The 15,314-nt window shown below is 69.2% G+C and carries 15 protein-coding genes; 9 read left to right on the top strand and 6 right to left on the bottom strand.

Going from position 1 to position 15,314, the window contains the following annotated elements:
* Nucleotides 1–44: 44 nt before the first annotated feature.
* Entirely contained in the window at nucleotides 45–833 is a 789-nt protein-coding gene (locus I5731_RS13455) for an ABC transporter ATP-binding protein (RefSeq protein ID WP_197311919.1), read from the top strand.
* Complete coding sequence (locus tag I5731_RS13450) at nucleotides 830–1,660, top strand: ABC transporter permease (RefSeq protein WP_235981779.1); 831 nt, start codon at nucleotides 830–832, stop codon at nucleotides 1,658–1,660. Before I5731_RS13455 ends, I5731_RS13450 begins: the two co-directional genes overlap by 4 nt.
* Before the next feature lie 214 nt (nucleotides 1,661–1,874).
* Here the strand turns inward: I5731_RS13450 and bglA are convergent, their stop codons facing one another.
* Entirely contained in the window at nucleotides 1,875–3,542 is a 1,668-nt protein-coding gene (gene bglA, locus I5731_RS13445) for a beta-galactosidase BglA (RefSeq protein ID WP_197311918.1), read from the bottom strand.
* Between the two features lie 280 nt (nucleotides 3,543–3,822).
* Here bglA and glmU point away from each other — a divergent pair, with 280 nt between their 5' ends.
* The 7 genes from glmU to I5731_RS13410 all read left to right on the top strand — a co-directional run bounded on the left by glmU (nucleotide 3,823) and on the right by I5731_RS13410 (nucleotide 10,580).
* Entirely contained in the window at nucleotides 3,823–5,187 is a 1,365-nt protein-coding gene (gene glmU, locus I5731_RS13440; protein WP_197311917.1) for a bifunctional UDP-N-acetylglucosamine diphosphorylase/glucosamine-1-phosphate N-acetyltransferase GlmU, read from the top strand.
* A 189-nt stretch (nucleotides 5,188–5,376) separates the two neighbouring features.
* Nucleotides 5,377–5,955: a hypothetical protein gene (locus I5731_RS13435; RefSeq protein WP_197311916.1), complete on the top strand. Its 579-nt coding sequence runs from the start codon at nucleotides 5,377–5,379 to the stop codon at nucleotides 5,953–5,955.
* Nucleotides 5,956–6,103: 148 nt separating this feature from the next.
* Nucleotides 6,104–6,892 carry a hydroxypyruvate isomerase family protein gene (locus tag I5731_RS13430; RefSeq protein WP_197311915.1) on the top strand — a complete coding sequence of 263 codons (789 nt, stop codon included), beginning with the start codon at nucleotides 6,104–6,106 and terminating at the stop codon, nucleotides 6,890–6,892.
* Nucleotides 6,893–7,132: 240 nt separating this feature from the next.
* Nucleotides 7,133–7,447, top strand: coding sequence for a DUF2849 domain-containing protein (locus I5731_RS13425; protein WP_197311914.1), 315 nt, complete (start codon nucleotides 7,133–7,135; stop codon nucleotides 7,445–7,447).
* A 55-nt stretch (nucleotides 7,448–7,502) separates the two neighbouring features.
* Complete coding sequence (locus I5731_RS13420) at nucleotides 7,503–9,158, top strand: nitrite/sulfite reductase (protein ID WP_197311913.1); 1,656 nt, start codon at nucleotides 7,503–7,505, stop codon at nucleotides 9,156–9,158.
* The gene (locus I5731_RS13415; protein WP_197311912.1) at nucleotides 9,148–9,915 is read left to right on the top strand and encodes a phosphoadenylyl-sulfate reductase; all 768 of its coding nucleotides are present in this window, start codon (nucleotides 9,148–9,150) and stop codon (nucleotides 9,913–9,915) included. The genes I5731_RS13420 and I5731_RS13415 overlap by 11 nt, the downstream gene beginning before the upstream one ends.
* Nucleotides 9,916–10,007: 92 nt before the next feature.
* On the top strand, nucleotides 10,008–10,580 hold the full coding sequence (locus tag I5731_RS13410) for a DUF934 domain-containing protein (protein ID WP_197311911.1): 573 nt from the start codon (nucleotides 10,008–10,010) through the stop codon (nucleotides 10,578–10,580).
* A 282-nt stretch (nucleotides 10,581–10,862) separates the two neighbouring features.
* Here the strand turns inward: I5731_RS13410 and I5731_RS13405 are convergent, their stop codons facing one another.
* The 5 genes from I5731_RS13405 to I5731_RS13385 form a co-directional block, all read right to left on the bottom strand.
* Nucleotides 10,863–11,453: an NADPH-dependent FMN reductase gene (locus I5731_RS13405; protein WP_197311910.1), complete on the bottom strand. Its 591-nt coding sequence runs from the start codon at nucleotides 11,451–11,453 to the stop codon at nucleotides 10,863–10,865.
* Between the two features lie 128 nt (nucleotides 11,454–11,581).
* Entirely contained in the window at nucleotides 11,582–12,253 is a 672-nt protein-coding gene (gene msrA / locus I5731_RS13400; protein WP_197311909.1) for a peptide-methionine (S)-S-oxide reductase MsrA, read from the bottom strand.
* A gap of 90 nt (nucleotides 12,254–12,343) precedes the next feature.
* Nucleotides 12,344–12,658: a hypothetical protein gene (locus I5731_RS13395; RefSeq protein WP_197311908.1), complete on the bottom strand. Its 315-nt coding sequence runs from the start codon at nucleotides 12,656–12,658 to the stop codon at nucleotides 12,344–12,346.
* 171 nt (nucleotides 12,659–12,829) lie between these two features.
* Nucleotides 12,830–13,786 carry a transaldolase gene (gene tal, locus I5731_RS13390; protein ID WP_197311907.1) on the bottom strand — a complete coding sequence of 319 codons (957 nt, stop codon included), beginning with the start codon at nucleotides 13,784–13,786 and terminating at the stop codon, nucleotides 12,830–12,832.
* A gap of 179 nt (nucleotides 13,787–13,965) precedes the next feature.
* The gene (locus I5731_RS13385; RefSeq protein WP_197311906.1) at nucleotides 13,966–15,291 is read right to left on the bottom strand and encodes a bifunctional folylpolyglutamate synthase/dihydrofolate synthase; all 1,326 of its coding nucleotides are present in this window, start codon (nucleotides 15,289–15,291) and stop codon (nucleotides 13,966–13,968) included.
* Nucleotides 15,292–15,314: the final 23 nt, after the last annotated feature.

The following is a 15,314-nucleotide window of genomic DNA, read 5'->3' as shown; positions in this document are numbered from 1 at the left end:
CGCGCGGCCGGGGCCCCTTCCCCGGCCGCCAGCCGGAGACGCCGATGTCGCCTCTCGTCTCGATCGACAACGTCGACATGCGCTACGGCGGGCCGGACGGCACTCTCGCCGTCGCCGGCCTCAACATGAAGATCGCCAAGGGCGATTTCTGCGCCGTGGTCGGCCCGTCCGGTTGCGGCAAGTCCACGCTGATGAAACTCGTCACCGGGCTGCACATCCCGCAGTCCGGCGTCGTCATCGTCGCCGGCCGACAGGTGACCGAGCCGGTGTCGATCGTCGGCATGGCGTTCCAGAACCCGACCATGCTGCCGTGGCGCACGACGCTGGAGAACATCCTGCTGCCGCTCGAGATCGTCGAGCGCCACCGCAAGCGGCTGCGCCGCCACAAGCGCGAATATGTCGAAAAGGCCGAGCACCTGCTCGAAACCGTCGGGCTGAAGGGCTTCGGGTCGAAGTTCCCCTGGCAGCTCTCCGGCGGCATGCAGCAGCGGGCCAACCTCTGCCGGGCGCTGATCCACGAGCCGGACCTCCTGATGCTCGACGAGCCGTTCGGCGCGCTCGACGCCTTCACCCGCGAGGAACTCTGGTGCGTGATCCGCGACCTGCACGCCGAGCAGGGCGTGACGATCGTGCTGGTGACGCACGACCTGCGCGAATCGGTGTTTCTGGCCGACCGGATCTTCGTGATGAGCGCGCGGCCGGGCCGCATCATCTCCGAGCACACGGTGCCGTTCGCCCGGCCGCGCGAGCTGTCGCTGCTCTACGACGGCGCCTTCAACGACATGGTGCAGACGCTGCACGGCGAGATCGCCAGCGCGAGGGCCGCCGCATGACCGACGCCGCCGTTCCTCCCGCCGCGCCGCCCGTGCCCGCCGCCGCGCTGCCGCGGCCGAAGGCGCGGATCAACTGGATCCGCCTCGCGCCCTGGCTCTATACGCTCGGGCTGTTCGTGATCTGGGAAGCCGCGGTGCGGCTGTTCGAATTGCCGCCGACGCTGCTGCCGGCGCCGACCCGGGTGTTTCAGGCGATCGTGCAATACTGGTCGCCGATCTGGAAGAACTCGCTGCAGACGCTCTATACGACGACGCTGGGCTTTGCGCTCGCCATCGTCGCCGGCCTCGGCATCGGCCTGTTCGTCGGCTGGTCGAAGACGATCTACGCCGGGCTCTACCCGCTGATGATCGGCTTCAACGCCATCCCCAAGGTGGCGCTGGTGCCGATCCTCGTCATCTGGTTCGGCATCGGCACGGTGCCGGCGGTGCTCACCGCCTTCCTGATCTCGTTCTTCCCGATCGTCGTCAACGTCGCGACCGGCCTCGCCACCATCGAGCCCGAGACCGAGGACGTGCTGCGCGCGCTCGGCGCGAAGAAGCTCGACATCATGCTCAAAGTCGGCATCCCGCGCTCGATGCCGTATTTCTTCGGCTCGCTGAAGGTCGCGATCACCCTCGCCTTCGTCGGATCGGTGGTGAGCGAGACGGTGGCGTCGAACTACGGCCTCGGCAACATGATGAGCTCGGCGCAGAGCCAGTTCAACGTGCCGCTGGTCTTCGCCGGGTTGATGATGCTGGCGGTGGAGGGCATCGCGATGTACGCGCTGATGGCCTGGATCGAGCGGCGGATGACGGGCTGGGCGCACCGGTCGACGATGGGGAATTGAGGGGGGTTTACCGTGCGGCCTCCCCCTCCCTGTCCCTCCCCCGCTTCGCAGGAGAGGGGACGCAGGAGGAAAGAGCACCGTCGTCAACAGCGCTTCGGCCCGGCGCAACGTTCGTTTTGCAAAAGTCCCATCCCCCATCGTCCCCTCTCCTGCGAAGCGGGGGAGGGACAGGGAGGGGGGAGGCCGCACGGCACGGCACCGCCTCCAAAAACCCTCACCCCACCCGCGCGAACAGCGCGTCGATGCCCTCCAGCACCAGTTCGTTCTCTTCCACATGGCTGTGGAAGCCGAGACCGTCGACCGGGGCGATCGCGAGGTCTTCCGGCAGGACGAAGCGGACCGGATCTTCCGAGAGGTTGAAGACGCAGAGCATCGCCTCGTTGCCGGCCTTGCGCAGGAAGGCGATCGTCTCGTGCGTGGTGTCGTAGAAGGTGATGTCGCCCTTGACGAGGGTCGCCTCGGCCTTGCGGAAGGCGAGGAAGCGCCGGTAGTGCGAGAGCACCGAGGCCGGGTCGCCCACCTGCTGGTCGACGGCCTTGGTCAGGTGCTCGGTCGGCACCGGCAGCCAGGGCTTGCCGTTGGAGAAGCCGCCGTTGACGACGCCGCCCTCCCAGACCATCGGCGTGCGGCAGCCGTCGCGGCCCTTGAATTCGGGCCAGAAGCGGATGCCGTAGGGATCGACCAGATCCTCGTAGGCGATGTCGGCCTCGGTGAGCGCCAGTTCCTCGCCCTGGTAGAGGCAGACCGAGCCGCGCAGCGAGAGGAGCAGGCTCGCCATCACCTTGGCGAGACGCGGCTGGTCGGCGGAAAAGCCCTTCCAGCGCGTGATGTGGCGCACGACGTCGTGGTTGGAGAACGCCCAGCACGGCCAGCCGCCCTGCGAGCCTTCCTCGAAGCGCGCCACCGTGGTGCCGAAGAAGTCGCGGCCGTAGCCGTCGCCGAGGAAGTCGAAGGTGTAGCACATGTGCAGCTTGTCGCCGCCGGACGAGTAGGCCGCCATGATCTCGATCGAGCGCGGCCCGTCGCCGACCTCGCCGACTGCCGTCGAACCCGGATACTCGTCGAGCAGGGACCGGAAGCGGCGCAGGAAGTCGAGGTTTTCCGGCTGGTTCTTGTCGTAAAGGTGGTCCTGGTAGCCGTAGGGGTTCACGGCCGGCGCATCGTTGCCGCGGTAGCCGCTGATCGCCGGCGGGTTCGAGCGCAGCTCGCGGTCGTGGAAGTAGTAGTTCACCGTGTCGAGGCGGAAGCCGTCGACGCCGCGCTCGAGCCAGAAGCGCACGTCGTCCAGCAGCGCGTCCTGCACGTCCGGATTATGGAAGTTGAGGTCGGGCTGCGAGGTCAGGAAGTTGTGCAGGTAGTACTGGCAGCGCCGCGTGTCCCACTCCCACGACGAGCCGCCGAACACCGACAGCCAGTTGCTCGGCGGCGTCCCGTCGGCCTTGGCGTCGGCCCAGACGTACCAGTCAGCCTTCGGATTGGTCTTCGACGACCGGCTCTCGACGAACCACGGATGCTGGTCCGAGGTGTGCGACATCACCTGGTCGATCATCACCTTGAGGCCGAGCCGGTGCGCCTCGGCGACGAGGGCGTCGAAGTCGGCGAGGGTGCCGAAGATCGGATCGACGTCGCGGTAGTCGGAGACGTCGTAGCCGAAATCCTTCATCGGCGACTTGAAGAACGGCGACAGCCAGACCGCGTCGGCGCCGAGATCGGCGATATGCTGCAGACGGCGGGTGATGCCGGCGAGATCGCCGATGCCGTCGCCGTTGGAATCCTGAAAGCTGCGCGGATAGATCTGGTAGATGACGGCGCCGCGCCACCAGTCGGCATCGGCGACCCGGCCGGCGTCCAGCGCCGGGGCGGCTTCCACTGCAACGTCCATGAAGATCCTCGCTCGGCTTCGCGCCGCGGCGCGCCCGCTGTTGTCTCGTCGAACCGCGCCGCAGGCGCCCGAACTCGTCCGACAGTAGCGTCGGCGATGCCGGTGGTGCAACGCATCATGGCGCAAACACCCGGCGCCGCGTCGCTGTTCCCGCGCCAACGGCTGCCATGCGCGCGCCCTGCCCCGGCCGATGGCCACCGGCGCGGCTTGACCGGCGGAGCGCCGTTCCGGCAAATGTGCCGACCGCCGCCCCGCCCAAGCGCCAGCAGATGAGCCCCCGATGACCGACACCGCCGCCTGCCTCGCCGTCGTCCTCGCCGCGGGCGAGGGCACGCGCATGAAGTCGGCGCTGCCGAAGGTGATGCACGCCGTCGGCGGGCTGCCGATGGTCGACCACGTCATCGCCGCCGCCCGTGCCGCCGGGGCCGACAGGCTCGCCGTGGTGATCGGCGCCGGCGCCGACACGGTGCGCGGCCACCTCGCCCGCACCGCCGGCGACGCCGCCGTGTTCGAGCAGGCCGAACGGCGCGGCACGGCGCACGCCGTGCTCGCGGCGCGCCCCGCGCTGGAGGCAGGCGCCGCGCACGTCGTCATCCTCTACGGCGACACGCCGCTGGTCCGCCCCGCCACCATCGCCGCGCTGCGGGCGGCGCTCGCCGACGGCGCCGACGTCGCGGTGCTCGGCTTCGAGCCTGCCGACCCCACCGGCTACGGAAGGCTGGTCGAGGACGGCGGCCGCCTCGCGCGCATCGTCGAGGAAAAGGACGCGGGCCCGGAGGAGAAGGCGATCCGCCGCTGCAACGCCGGGCTGATGGCGTTTCGCGGCGAACACCTGCCGGCGCTGCTCGACCGGATCGGCAACGCCAACGCCAAGGGTGAGTTCTATCTCACCGACGCCATCGAACTTGCCGGCGCGGCGGGTCTCACCGCCACCGTCGTGCTGTCGGGCGCGGACGAGGTCGCCGGCGTCAACGACCGGGTGCAGCTCGCCGCCGCCGAGGCGGTGTTCCAGGCCGAGCGGCGGCAGGCGGCGATGCTCGCCGGGGCGACGCTCGCCGCGCCCAAGACCGTGTTCTTCGCGCACGACACCGTGCTCGGCCGCGACGTGGTGGTGGAGCCGAACGTGGTGTTCGGCCCCGGCGTCACGGTGGAAGACGGCGCCGTGATCCGCGCCTTCAGCCATCTGGAAGGCGCGCGGGTCGGCGCCGGGGCGACGATCGGGCCCTATGCGCGGCTGCGCCCGGGCGCGGATCTCGCCGCGGGTGCGCACATCGGCAACTTCGTGGAGATCAAGAACGCCGACATCGGCGCCGGCGCCAAGGTCAACCACCTCACCTATATCGGCGACGCCTCGATCGGCGCCGGCTCGAACATCGGCGCCGGCACCATCACCTGCAACTACGACGGGGTGTTCAAGAGCCGTACCGTGATCGGCGCCGGCGTCTTCGTCGGCTCCAACACCACCCTCGTCGCCCCGGTCTCGGTCGGCGACGGCGGCTATACCGCCGCGGGCTCGGTGATCACCCGCGACGTCCCCGCCGACGCCATGGCCTTCGGCCGCGCCCGGCAGGTGGTGAAGGAGGGCCATGCCGCGAAGGTGCGGGCGGCGCTGAAGGCGAAGAAGGCGGAGATGGCTAAGGGCTGACCGCGCCCGGCAATCGGGGACGGACCCCATTGCTCAACGGACGACGTCGTCACCTCCTCCGGTTGTTTTCTTCAAGACATCAGCTCATTTTCAATTTATCCGTGCATTGTCATCGTACGTCCAGTATGGTGGCAGGTGCCTTGCCTGTCGAATTGGGCAGCGCATGGTCAGCCCACAGAGGGGTGCAGCATGGATATAGGCTCCACACTCGACGCGGTCCTCGGCCTTCTCACAGGCGTTCTCGGCGCAACGACAGACGCGGTGCAAAGCTATCCGTGGACAACGACTCCGATCGTCTTCGGCGTGTTCGTCGCCAGCGAAAGACGGAAATGGACCGAGATTTTGGATGCCAACAAGCGCCCCAGATTCAAACAATTCCACCCCATTGAGTGGGCCGTATTCTGCATCATACTCGTTGCAGCACTCGCGATAGCGGCTCCGATAGGTTTTATTGCCAACTATATTTTCTTGGTAGTTTCTTTCATTATTCAGTCTTTCCTTATGTTCCTTTCCGCGTTTTCGAAGAACGCGGTTGCTTTTGTTTTGATTGTCATTTCATGTGTCATTCTATTTATGCTTTGGCGCATCATATACCGGCGCAAAATCGGTAAGGTTGGAATCTTCGCAACCGTCTATGCGATCGCATTTACTGCGTTCGTCATGACATCGCTCTACAGTCAACTCGCGGGCGAAGTCGAAAAGCAGCAGGCCGGAGGGTCTTCCCCGCAGCAGCAAGCCAGTGATCGTCCCGAAGGCCAAGAGGACTGAGCCGACCGGTGAGGCGCGGCGGATGAGCGGAAGCCATTCGCAATAGGCTACGATTTCACTCTCGGGAGCGCCCCTGCACGCGGCTGCGTTGCGTTGCCGCCGATTCCGTCGTAGGGACCAGCACGCGTATCTCCAGCTCGAGTTGCGAATGCCGCTTCGCCTCACCGCCAACATCTCCTTCATGTTCACCGAACAGCCGTTCCTGGAGCGCTTCGGAGCGGCGGCGAAGGCGGGGTTCGGGGCCGTGGAGTGCCACTGGCCGTACGAGTTCCCGGTCGAGACGCTGCAGGCGGCGATCTCGGCGGCCGGGGTGAAGCTCACCGGGCTCAACATGCCGGTCGGCGACAAGGCGGCCGGCGACTTCGGCCTCGCCGCGGTGGCAGGCCGCGAGGCCGAATTCAGAACCGCCTTCGACCTCGCCGTCCGGTATGCCACGGCGCTCGGCTGCCCGATGATCCATGTGCTCGCCGGCAACGTCGCCGACGACCAGCACGGCGGGGCGATCGGCACCTACATCGCGAACCTCCGCCATGCCGCCGCGATCGCCGAGAAGCAGAAGCTGACGCTGCTGATCGAGCCGATCAACCGGCGCGACGCGCCGAACTACTTCCTCTCGACGCTGGAAGAGGCGGTCGCCGTCGCCGCCACGCTGTCGAGCCCGGCGGTGAAGATCATGGCCGACCTCTACCATCTGCAGATCATGGGCGGCGACCTCGTCACCCGGCTCGCCGACTGCGTCGACCTGATCGGCCACGTCCAGGTCGCCGGCGTGCCCGCGCGCGCCGAGCCCGATCAGGGCGAGGTCAATCTGCGCTTCGTGCTCGATGCTCTGGTGGCGGCGGGCTATGCCGGCCTCGTCGGGGCCGAGTATCGGCCGCGCGGCCGCACCGAGGACGGGCTCGGCTGGATCGCGACCTCCGGGCTCACACTCGGGTGATCAGCCGGGAATGAATTCATCCGCCGTGACGATTCAGTGGAAAAATAATCCGCGGTTGCGTTGATTAGACCACCTCTAGAAATCTTTTCTCCGTTCATTGACGGATTTGGAACGAGAGTCGCCGCAGACCGGCGGCGCTTCCTTTATCTCCATGCCTGCCGAACTGTCCGTATCACGACGGGTCCGGCGGCGAACGGCGGCCCGGTCAAGGGCGCGCCCCGCAACGGGAATTGAGTTTCGATGCAGCAGATCGTCACCGGCAACCGTCTCATCGACGGGGTCGTCGTATTTCGCGGACCGGGCGGCAGCTGGGTCGAGGCCGTCGATGCCGCCGAGGTGCTCGGCGACGACGCCGCGTCGGAAGCCGCCTTCGCCGCGGCGATGCGCGATTTCGCCAACTGCGTCGTGGTCGACGTCGCCCTGATCGACGTCAAGGCCGAGGCCGGCCACGTCGTGCCGCTGCGCCTGCGCGAGCGCATCCGGGCCGAGGGGCCGACCGTGAAGTCGGACTATCGCCCCGACCTGCGCCCCTGGGACGTGCGCCAGATCGGCTAGCACCCCGCCTGCCCGCGCCGCAGCCCCTGACCCTTGATCCGAAAGACCCGCCGCCATGTACCGCTACGACGAATTCGACGCCGGCTTCGTGAACGAGCGCGTCAGCCAGTTCAGCGACCAGGTGTACCGCCGTCTCGCCGGCGACATGACCGAGGACGAGTTCCGGCCGCTCAGGCTGATGAACGGCGTCTACCTGCAACTGCACGCCTACATGCTGCGCGTCGCGATCCCCTATGGCACGCTGAATTCCGCGCAGCTGCGCCGCCTCGGCCGCATCGCCCGCGACTACGACCGCGGCTTCGGCCATTTCACCACCCGGCAGAACATCCAGTACAACTGGCCGGCGCTGAAAGACGTGCCGGCGATCCTCGCCGAGCTCGCCGAAGTCGAGATGCACGCCATCCAGACCTCCGGCAACTGCATCCGCAACGTCACCGCCGACCATTTTTCGGGCGCGGCGCAGGACGAGATCGCCGATTCGCGGCCCTATGCCGAGATCCTTCGGCAGTGGTCGTCGATCCACCCCGAGTTTTCCTACCTGCCGCGCAAGTTCAAGATCGCCGTCACCGGCGCCGCCCATGACCGCGCGGCGATCCGCGTGCACGACATCGGCCTCGAGGTGCGGCGCAACGACAAGGGCGAGATCGGCTTCGGCGTCTTCGTCGGCGGCGGCCAGGGCCGCACGCCGATGATCGCCCGCGAGGTGCGCGAGTTCCTGCCCGAAGCGGACCTCATCGCCTACACCGACGCGATCCTGCGCATCTACAACCTCTACGGGCGCCGCGACAACAAGTACAAGGCGCGCATCAAGATCCTGGTGCACGAGACCGGCATCGAGGTGCTGAAGCAGGACATCGAGGCGGAGTTCGAGCGCATCAAGGACGGCGCGCTGAAGCTGCCCGCCGAGGAGGTCGCCCGCATCGAGGCCTATTTCGCGATGCCGGACCTGCCGGCCCGCCCGGCGACCAGCGCCGTGCTGGAGGCGGCCGCGGGCGCCGACCCGGAACTCGCGCGCTTTGCCGAGGTCAACCTGCACCCGCACAAGGTGCCGGGCTACGCCTCGGTGACCATCTCGCTGAAGCCGATCGGCGGCATTCCGGGCGACGCCTCGGCCGACCAGATGGACCTCGTCGCCGACATCGCCCGGGCCCACGCCTTCGACGAGATCCGCGTCAGCCACGAGCAGAACCTGGTGCTGCCGCACGTCGCGCTCGACGACGTGCCGGCGGTCTATGCCCAGTTGAAGACGCTGGGGCTCGCCACCGCCAACGCCGGGCTGATCACCGACATCATCGCCTGCCCGGGCCTCGACTACTGCGCCCTCGCCAATGCCCGCTCGATCCCGGTCGCGAGCCGGCTGTCGGAGCGCTTCGGCGACCCGGCGCGGCAGGCCGAGATCGGCCCGCTGTCGATCAAGATCTCCGGCTGCATCAACGCCTGCGGCCACCACCACGTCGGCCACATCGGCATCCTCGGCGTCGATCGCCGCGGCGAGGAATTCTACCAGATCACCCTCGGCGGCTCGCCCGACGAGACCGCCTCGGTCGGCAATATCGTCGGCCGCGGCTTCGGCAGCGACGACATCGTCGATGCGGTCGAGAAGGTCGTCGATACCTATCTCGCCGTGCGCACCGATGCCGACGAGCCGTTCCTCGCCACCTATCGCAGGGTCGGCGACGCACCGTTCAAGGAGGCGCTCTATGGCGCTTGAGAAGATCCGCGCGCTGGATCTCGTCACCGATCCCGCCATCGCCGCCGCCGATCTCGCCCGCTCGCTGTCGGCCGAATTCGACGGCGCCGCGGCCGAGGACGTGGTCGCGGCCTCGCTCACCCGGCTGTTTCCCGGCGAAGTCGCGCTGGTGTCGAGCTTCGGCGCCGATTCCGCGGTGCTGCTGAAGCTCGTCGCCGACGTCGACCGCAGCGCCCCGGTGGTGTTCCTCGACACCGGCAAGCTGTTCGGCGAGACGCTGCGCTACCGCGACCGGCTCATCGAGCATCTCGGCCTCACCGACGTGCGCACGGTGCGGCCGTCGCCGGTGCGCCTCGCGGAAGCCGATCCACACGGCGCGCTCTGGATGCACAACACCGACGCCTGCTGCGCGGTGCGCAAGGTCGAACCGCTCGCCTTCGCCATGGAGGGGTTCTCGGCCTGGTTCACCGGCCGCAAGCGCTTCCAGGCCGAGACGCGGGCCAGGCTGCCGCTGTTCGAGGCCGAAGGGGCGCGGATCAAGATCAACCCGCTCGCCGGCTGGACGTCGGCCGATGTCGAGGCATTTCGCGTGCGCCACGCGATGCCGGCGCACCCGCTCGTCGCCGACGGCTTCCTCTCGATCGGCTGCATGCCCTGCACCGACCGCGTCGCGCCGGGCGAGGACCCGCGCGCCGGGCGCTGGCGCGGCCAGGCCAAGACCGAATGCGGCATCCACCTCGGCCTCGTCGGCCGCCAGGCGGACGGCAGCGGCATCTGAGACGCGCGGGCGGGTCGCCTTCGCGCGGCTTTCGTGCCATGACGACGGACGCATGACCCGCCGCCGGGCGCGGACTTCCACAGAGGATCTTCATGACGACGGCTGACCCGACCACCGCCGCCCCGACCGGCGCCACCGCTCCGGCGCCCGCCCGCGACGTCTGGCGCGGCACGGCGTTCCAGCCCGACGACTGGCGCCCGCTCGGCGACGACGAGGCGGTGCCGGCCGAGGGCAAGGTGTTCCTGCCGCTCGCCCGCTTCCTCGCCGAGGCCGGCAGCCTCGCCGGCGACAACCGCCCGCTCGGCGTCACCGTCGAGCCCGGCGCGAAGATCGACGACCTCGCCCCCTTCGTCGACCGCCTCGCGGCGATCGCGCTGGCGTTCCCGAAGTACAACGACGGGCGCGCCTATTCCTACGCGACGCTGCTGCGCTCGAAGTGGGGCTTTGCCGGCGAGCTGCGCGCGGTCGGCAACGTGCTCATCGACCAGATCGGCCTGATGCGCCGCGTCGGCTTCGACAGCTTCGAGGTCGCACACGGCCCGACGCGGCGGTTGCTCGTCGAGGGCAAGGACCCGGAAGTGACGCGCTACTACCAGCCGGCCTTCCGCGACGAACCGCCGGCTGGGACACGGCCATGGATGCGGGTGTCGCCGGGGAAGAAGTGAGGGTTTCGGGGGATTGCGGGGGCTGAGTTTGCGGTGAGGCCGTGGACCCCACCCGACCCGGCTACGCCGAGCCACCCTCCCCACGAGGGGGGGGGGGATTCGATGCGACTAAGCCGCGCCAGCAAAATACGTTTTCCTCTCGGCCACGCTCATCCCTCCCCCTTGTGGGGCTGCGTAGCAGGCGTAGGAGACCCGCGGCTCCGTAGCAGGGGTGGCCCGGCGTAGCCGGGTCGGGAGGGGTAACGGCGCCGGCTGCATCACCCAGCGCTCGTATAGAACCCCTCACACCGCGTAGCGCGACGCCTCCTCCACCAGCCGGTTCGCCATCGCATCGAGCAGGCTGGCCGCCCGGGGATTGCTGAGCCCGCCCTGCTCGTCGAACGCCGTCGCGGCGCCGGCGACCGAGATCTGCTCGGGGATCACCAGCGCACCGAGGCCGAGTTCGAGGATCTGGCGGATCTGGATCAGGCTGCGGATGCCGCCGAGCGTGCCGTTGGAGGCGGCACCGACGGCGAAGACCCGGCCCTTGAACGGCGTCGGGGCCTTGTCCTTGTCCGGGCGCACGCGGCTGACCCAGTCGAGGGTGTTCTTCAGCAGCGGCGTCACCGAGGCGTTGTACTCGGGGCTGGCGATGAAGACGCCCTGGTGCGCGACGAACAGCTCTTTCAGCTTTTTCGCGGCCTCCGGCACGCCCTCGGCGGCCTCGAGGTCGCCGTTGTAGAGCGGCATCGGATAGTCGGCGAGCGAGATCAGCGTGACGTCGACGTCGCGCGTCGCGAGGCTGCGGGCGACGAGGGCGGCGAGCTGGGCGTTGTAGGAGCCGCCGCGGGTGGAGCCGGCGAAGACGAGGATCTTGGGACGGACGTGCGGCAAAGGGGGGCCTCCGGGTCAGAAGGTGGGGAACGCGCGGCGGGGTTCGGCCGCGCCGGTGACCGCGGTGATACGACACCGCGGGCCCCTTCGCGAGGGGCCCGCGTCGTCGCAGGCCGGCCGAGCGACCGTCAGGCGGTCGCGGCGACGCCGGTCGGCAGCGGGCAGGAGACGCCGGTGCCGCCGAGGCCGCAGTAGCCGTTCGGGTTCTTGGCGAGGTACTGCTGGTGGTAGGCTTCCGCGAAGTAGAACGGCCCGGCCTCCAGGATCTCCGTGGTGATCGTCCGCCGGACGCCGGCCTTCGCCAGCGCGTCCTGATAGGCGCTGCGCGCGGCTTCCGCGACCTGCTGCTGGCCGGCGCCGGTGACGTAGATGCCGGAGCGGTACTGGGTGCCGCTGTCGTTGCCCTGGCGCATGCCCTGCGTCGGATCATGGCTCTCGAAGAAGGTGGCGAGCACCTTTTCGAGCGAGACCTTCGCCGGATCGAACACCACCAGCACCACCTCGTTGTGGCCGGTCATGCCGGAGCAGACCTCCTGGTAGGTCGGATTCGGCGTCAGGCCGGCGATGTAGCCGACGGCGGTGACGTGCACGCCCGGCAGCGTCCAGAACTTGCGCTCGGCGCCCCAGAAGCAGCCGAGGCCGAGCACGACGCTCTCGCAGCCCTCCGGATAGGGGCCCTTCAGCGGCTGGCCGTTGACGAAGTGGGTTTCGGCGGTGGGCAGCGCGGTGGCGCGGCCGGGCAGTGCCTCGGCGGCGGTCGGCAGCTTCAGCTTGCGGTTCAGCATGTCGGCGAGGAACATCGTCGGGTCCTCCTTCTTCGAGAAAATCGGGTCACGCGCCGGGCGAAGTGGTCGCACCGGACCGGCGCGCGATCGAAAACCGGCGCGGGATCAGGCTTCGACGCGGCGCGGGCGGCGGCGGCGGCCGAGCGCCATCAGGAGCAGAGCGAACACGCCGCCGACGGCAAACGTCGGCCAGAGCAGCACGGTCTGGATGACCGGGTCCCAGACGAAGGCGGCGACGTAGCGCTGCACCACCGCCTGGGCGAGGCCGAGCGAGCTCGGGTCGAGCGCGTACCAGGTGGCGCCGAGCGGCGTCAGCACCAGGCGCTCGGCCGCGACCGAGCGCACGCCGTCGGCGATCAGGGCGACGAAGGAGGCGACGAGCAGGACGAGGCCGATGGTGCGGAACAGGAAACCGAACATGCCTCTCGACTGAGCTCCCCCGGATCAGCGGCCCGGCATGACACCGGACGCAACTTGCTGCAGGACCATAGGTAGGATCAACCGGCCCCACAGGCAACGAGGGCGGCCGGTTTCCCGGCCGCCCTCGGCTTCAATCCGTCGTGACAGCGCGGCGCCGCGGCGCGCCGGGTCTCAGACCAGGCGTTCGGCGACCAGCTTGCGCAGGCCGCGCAGGTCCTTGGCAAAGCCCCGGATGCCCTCGGCGAGCTTCTCGGTCGCCATGGCGTTCTCGTTCATCGCCCAGCGGAAGGCTTTCTCGTCAAAGCTCGCCCGCGCCGGCGCCGTGCCGTAGCTCTCGGGCGAGAGCTTGCGGGTCAGCTCGCCGGTGTCGGCGGCAAGTTCGTCGAGCAGCGCCGGCGAGATGGTCAGCCGGTCACAGCCCGCGAGCGCCTCGATCTCGCCGGCGGAGCGGAACGACGCGCCCATCACCACCGTGTCGATGCCGTAGGCCTTATAGTAGGCGTAGATCTCGCGCACCGAGAGGACACCCGGATCCTCCTCGGCGGTGAAGCTGCGCTTTTCCGCCGCGACGTGCCAGTCGAGGATGCGGCCGACGAAGGGCGAGATCAGGAACGCCTTGGCGTCGGCGCAGGCGACAGCCTGGGCGAGGCTGAAGATCAGCGTCATGTTGCAGTCGATGCCGTCCTTCTGGAGGATTTCCGCGGCGCGGATGCCCTCCCAGGTCGAGGCGAGCTTGATCAGGATCTTGTCGCGCGGCACGCCGAGTTCGTCGTAGCCGGCGAGGATCGCGCGCGCCTTGGCGACGGAGGCCTCGGTGTCGAAGGAGAGGTCGGCGTCGACCTCGGTCGAGACGCGGCCGGGCACGAGCTTCGAGAGTTCGGCGCCGACGGCGACGGCGAGCCGGTCGCCGATTGCCGCCACCACCGCGTCGCGGTCACCGCCCTGCGAGCGGCCCCAGGCGACGGCCTCGTCGACGAGCTCTGCATAGGCCGGCAGCGCGATCGCCTTCAGGACAAGGGTCGGATTGGTCGTGCAATCAACCGGTTGCAGGCGCCGGATCGCGTCGATATCGCCGGTGTCGGCGACGACGGTCGTCATGGCGCGCAGTTGGTCGAGCTTCGAAGTCATTGCAGCACAATTCCTTGGGTCTGGAACCGGGATCGCTGATGTAGCAGGTCACCGCCACGGCGTCGATTGGTCGCAATTGCTGCGCCGCGGCAGGTCGCCACGAGGCGGCTCGGCCGGATATGGGGATTCAGGCGGGCGGATACACGGGTTGGGCGGCGAGTTTCGGCCCCGCCGCGCGGTCAGACCGGCGCCTGGCCGTTTTCGGCGAGCACCGCGCCGGCAAGATACAGCGAGCCGCAGATCAGGATGCGCGGCGGGGTCTCGAAGCGCCACTCGGCGGCGACCTGGCTGAGGGCGTCGCTGACGCTCGCCGCCGGCTGCGCCGAGAGGCCGGCCGCGATCGCCGCCTCGGCCAGCGCCTCGGGGGGCCAGCCGGCGTCGGAGCTTTCGATCGGGACGGTGAAGACGTGGCGCACGAGGCCCTGGAACGGCGCGAAGAAGCCGACCGGATCCTTGGTGTTCAGCATGCCCGCGACGAGGAACAGCGGCCGCGCGACGCGGTCCTCGAGATCGGCCATCGCCGCCGAGACGACCTCGCCGGCGCCGGCGTTGTGGCCGCCGTCGAGCCAGACCTCGGAACCGGGCACCGAGAGACTGGTCAACGGGCCGACCGCCAGCCGCTGCAGCCGGGCCGACCAGTCGACGGTGTCGAGGCCGGCCTCGATCGCCGCCGTCGGCAGCGCGACGCCGGCGTGGCGCAGGGCGGCGATCGCCGTGCCGGCGTTGACGAACTGGTGCTGGCCGGCGAGGCGCGGGCGCGGCAGGTCAAGCAGCCCGGCGCCGTCCTGGTAGACGAGGCGGCCGTGCTCCTCGTGCACCGACCAGTCCTGGCCGCCGACGAACAGCGGCGCCCCGACGCGCTTCGCCACGCCCTCGAACACCTCGACGACACCCTCGAAGCCCTGCGGGCTGGTGACGACCGGGCGGCCGGGCCGGAAGATGCCGGCCTTCTCGAAGGCGATCGCCGGAGCGGTGTCGCCGAGATAGGCCTGGTGGTCGAGCGAGATCGAGGTGACGACGGAGACGAGCGGCGCCGGAATGACGTTGGTCGCGTCGAAACGGCCGCCGAGGCCGACCTCGAGCAGCACGTAGTCGGCGGGGTGTTCGGAGAACAGCAGGAAGCCGGCGGCGGTGAGCAACTCGAACAGCGTGATCGCATCATCGCCGTTCGCCGCCTCGGCGCGGGCGAGCGCCTCGGCAAACGGCGCGTCGGCGACGAAGGCGCTGGCGCCGGGTCCGGTGGCGAGCCGGTAGCGCTCGTTGAAATGGACGAGATGCGGCGAGGTATGGGTGTGCACCCGCGCCTGGCCCGCCTCGAGGATGGCGCGCAGGAAGGCGACCGTGGAGCCCTTGCCGTTGGTGCCGGCGACGTGAATCACCGGCGGCAGCCGGAGGTGCGGGTCGCCGAGCGCGGCGAGCAGCCGCTCGATGCGGCCGAGCGACAGGTCGTAGCCCTTCGGCCAGCGCGCCGCGAGCCGCTCGAGGATCTCGAGGGTATCGGTCATCGCTCAGCGCGCTCCCGGGGCGC

The sequence above is a fragment of the Methylobrevis albus genome (genome assembly GCF_015904235.1).
GTDB classification, from domain to species: domain Bacteria; phylum Pseudomonadota; class Alphaproteobacteria; order Rhizobiales; family Pleomorphomonadaceae; genus Methylobrevis_A; species Methylobrevis_A albus.
Note: the sequence above shows the minus strand (reverse complement) of the source record. Positions and strands in the feature narration are given on the sequence as shown.

What these genes read in the sequence shown, in the direction of transcription:
- glmU (WP_197311917.1), top strand. Translation starts at nt 3,823, where the DNA reads ATGACCGACACCGCCGCCTGCCTCGCCGTCGTCCTCGCCGCGGGCGAG.
- bglA (WP_197311918.1), bottom strand. Translation starts at nt 3,542, where the DNA reads ATGGACGTTGCAGTGGAAGCCGCCCCGGCGCTGGACGCCGGCCGGGTC.
- msrA (WP_197311909.1), bottom strand. Translation starts at nt 12,253, where the DNA reads ATGTTCCTCGCCGACATGCTGAACCGCAAGCTGAAGCTGCCGACCGCC.
- I5731_RS13450 (WP_235981779.1), top strand. Translation starts at nt 830, where the DNA reads ATGACCGACGCCGCCGTTCCTCCCGCCGCGCCGCCCGTGCCCGCCGCC.
- I5731_RS13430 (WP_197311915.1), top strand. Translation starts at nt 6,104, where the DNA reads ATGCCGCTTCGCCTCACCGCCAACATCTCCTTCATGTTCACCGAACAG.
- I5731_RS13455 (WP_197311919.1), top strand. Translation starts at nt 45, where the DNA reads ATGTCGCCTCTCGTCTCGATCGACAACGTCGACATGCGCTACGGCGGG.
- I5731_RS13410 (WP_197311911.1), top strand. Translation starts at nt 10,008, where the DNA reads ATGACGACGGCTGACCCGACCACCGCCGCCCCGACCGGCGCCACCGCT.
- I5731_RS13425 (WP_197311914.1), top strand. Translation starts at nt 7,133, where the DNA reads ATGCAGCAGATCGTCACCGGCAACCGTCTCATCGACGGGGTCGTCGTA.
- I5731_RS13420 (WP_197311913.1), top strand. Translation starts at nt 7,503, where the DNA reads ATGTACCGCTACGACGAATTCGACGCCGGCTTCGTGAACGAGCGCGTC.
- I5731_RS13435 (WP_197311916.1), top strand. Translation starts at nt 5,377, where the DNA reads ATGGATATAGGCTCCACACTCGACGCGGTCCTCGGCCTTCTCACAGGC.
- I5731_RS13395 (WP_197311908.1), bottom strand. Translation starts at nt 12,658, where the DNA reads ATGTTCGGTTTCCTGTTCCGCACCATCGGCCTCGTCCTGCTCGTCGCC.
- tal (WP_197311907.1), bottom strand. Translation starts at nt 13,786, where the DNA reads ATGACTTCGAAGCTCGACCAACTGCGCGCCATGACGACCGTCGTCGCC.
- I5731_RS13415 (WP_197311912.1), top strand. Translation starts at nt 9,148, where the DNA reads ATGGCGCTTGAGAAGATCCGCGCGCTGGATCTCGTCACCGATCCCGCC.
- I5731_RS13385 (WP_197311906.1), bottom strand. Translation starts at nt 15,291, where the DNA reads ATGACCGATACCCTCGAGATCCTCGAGCGGCTCGCGGCGCGCTGGCCG.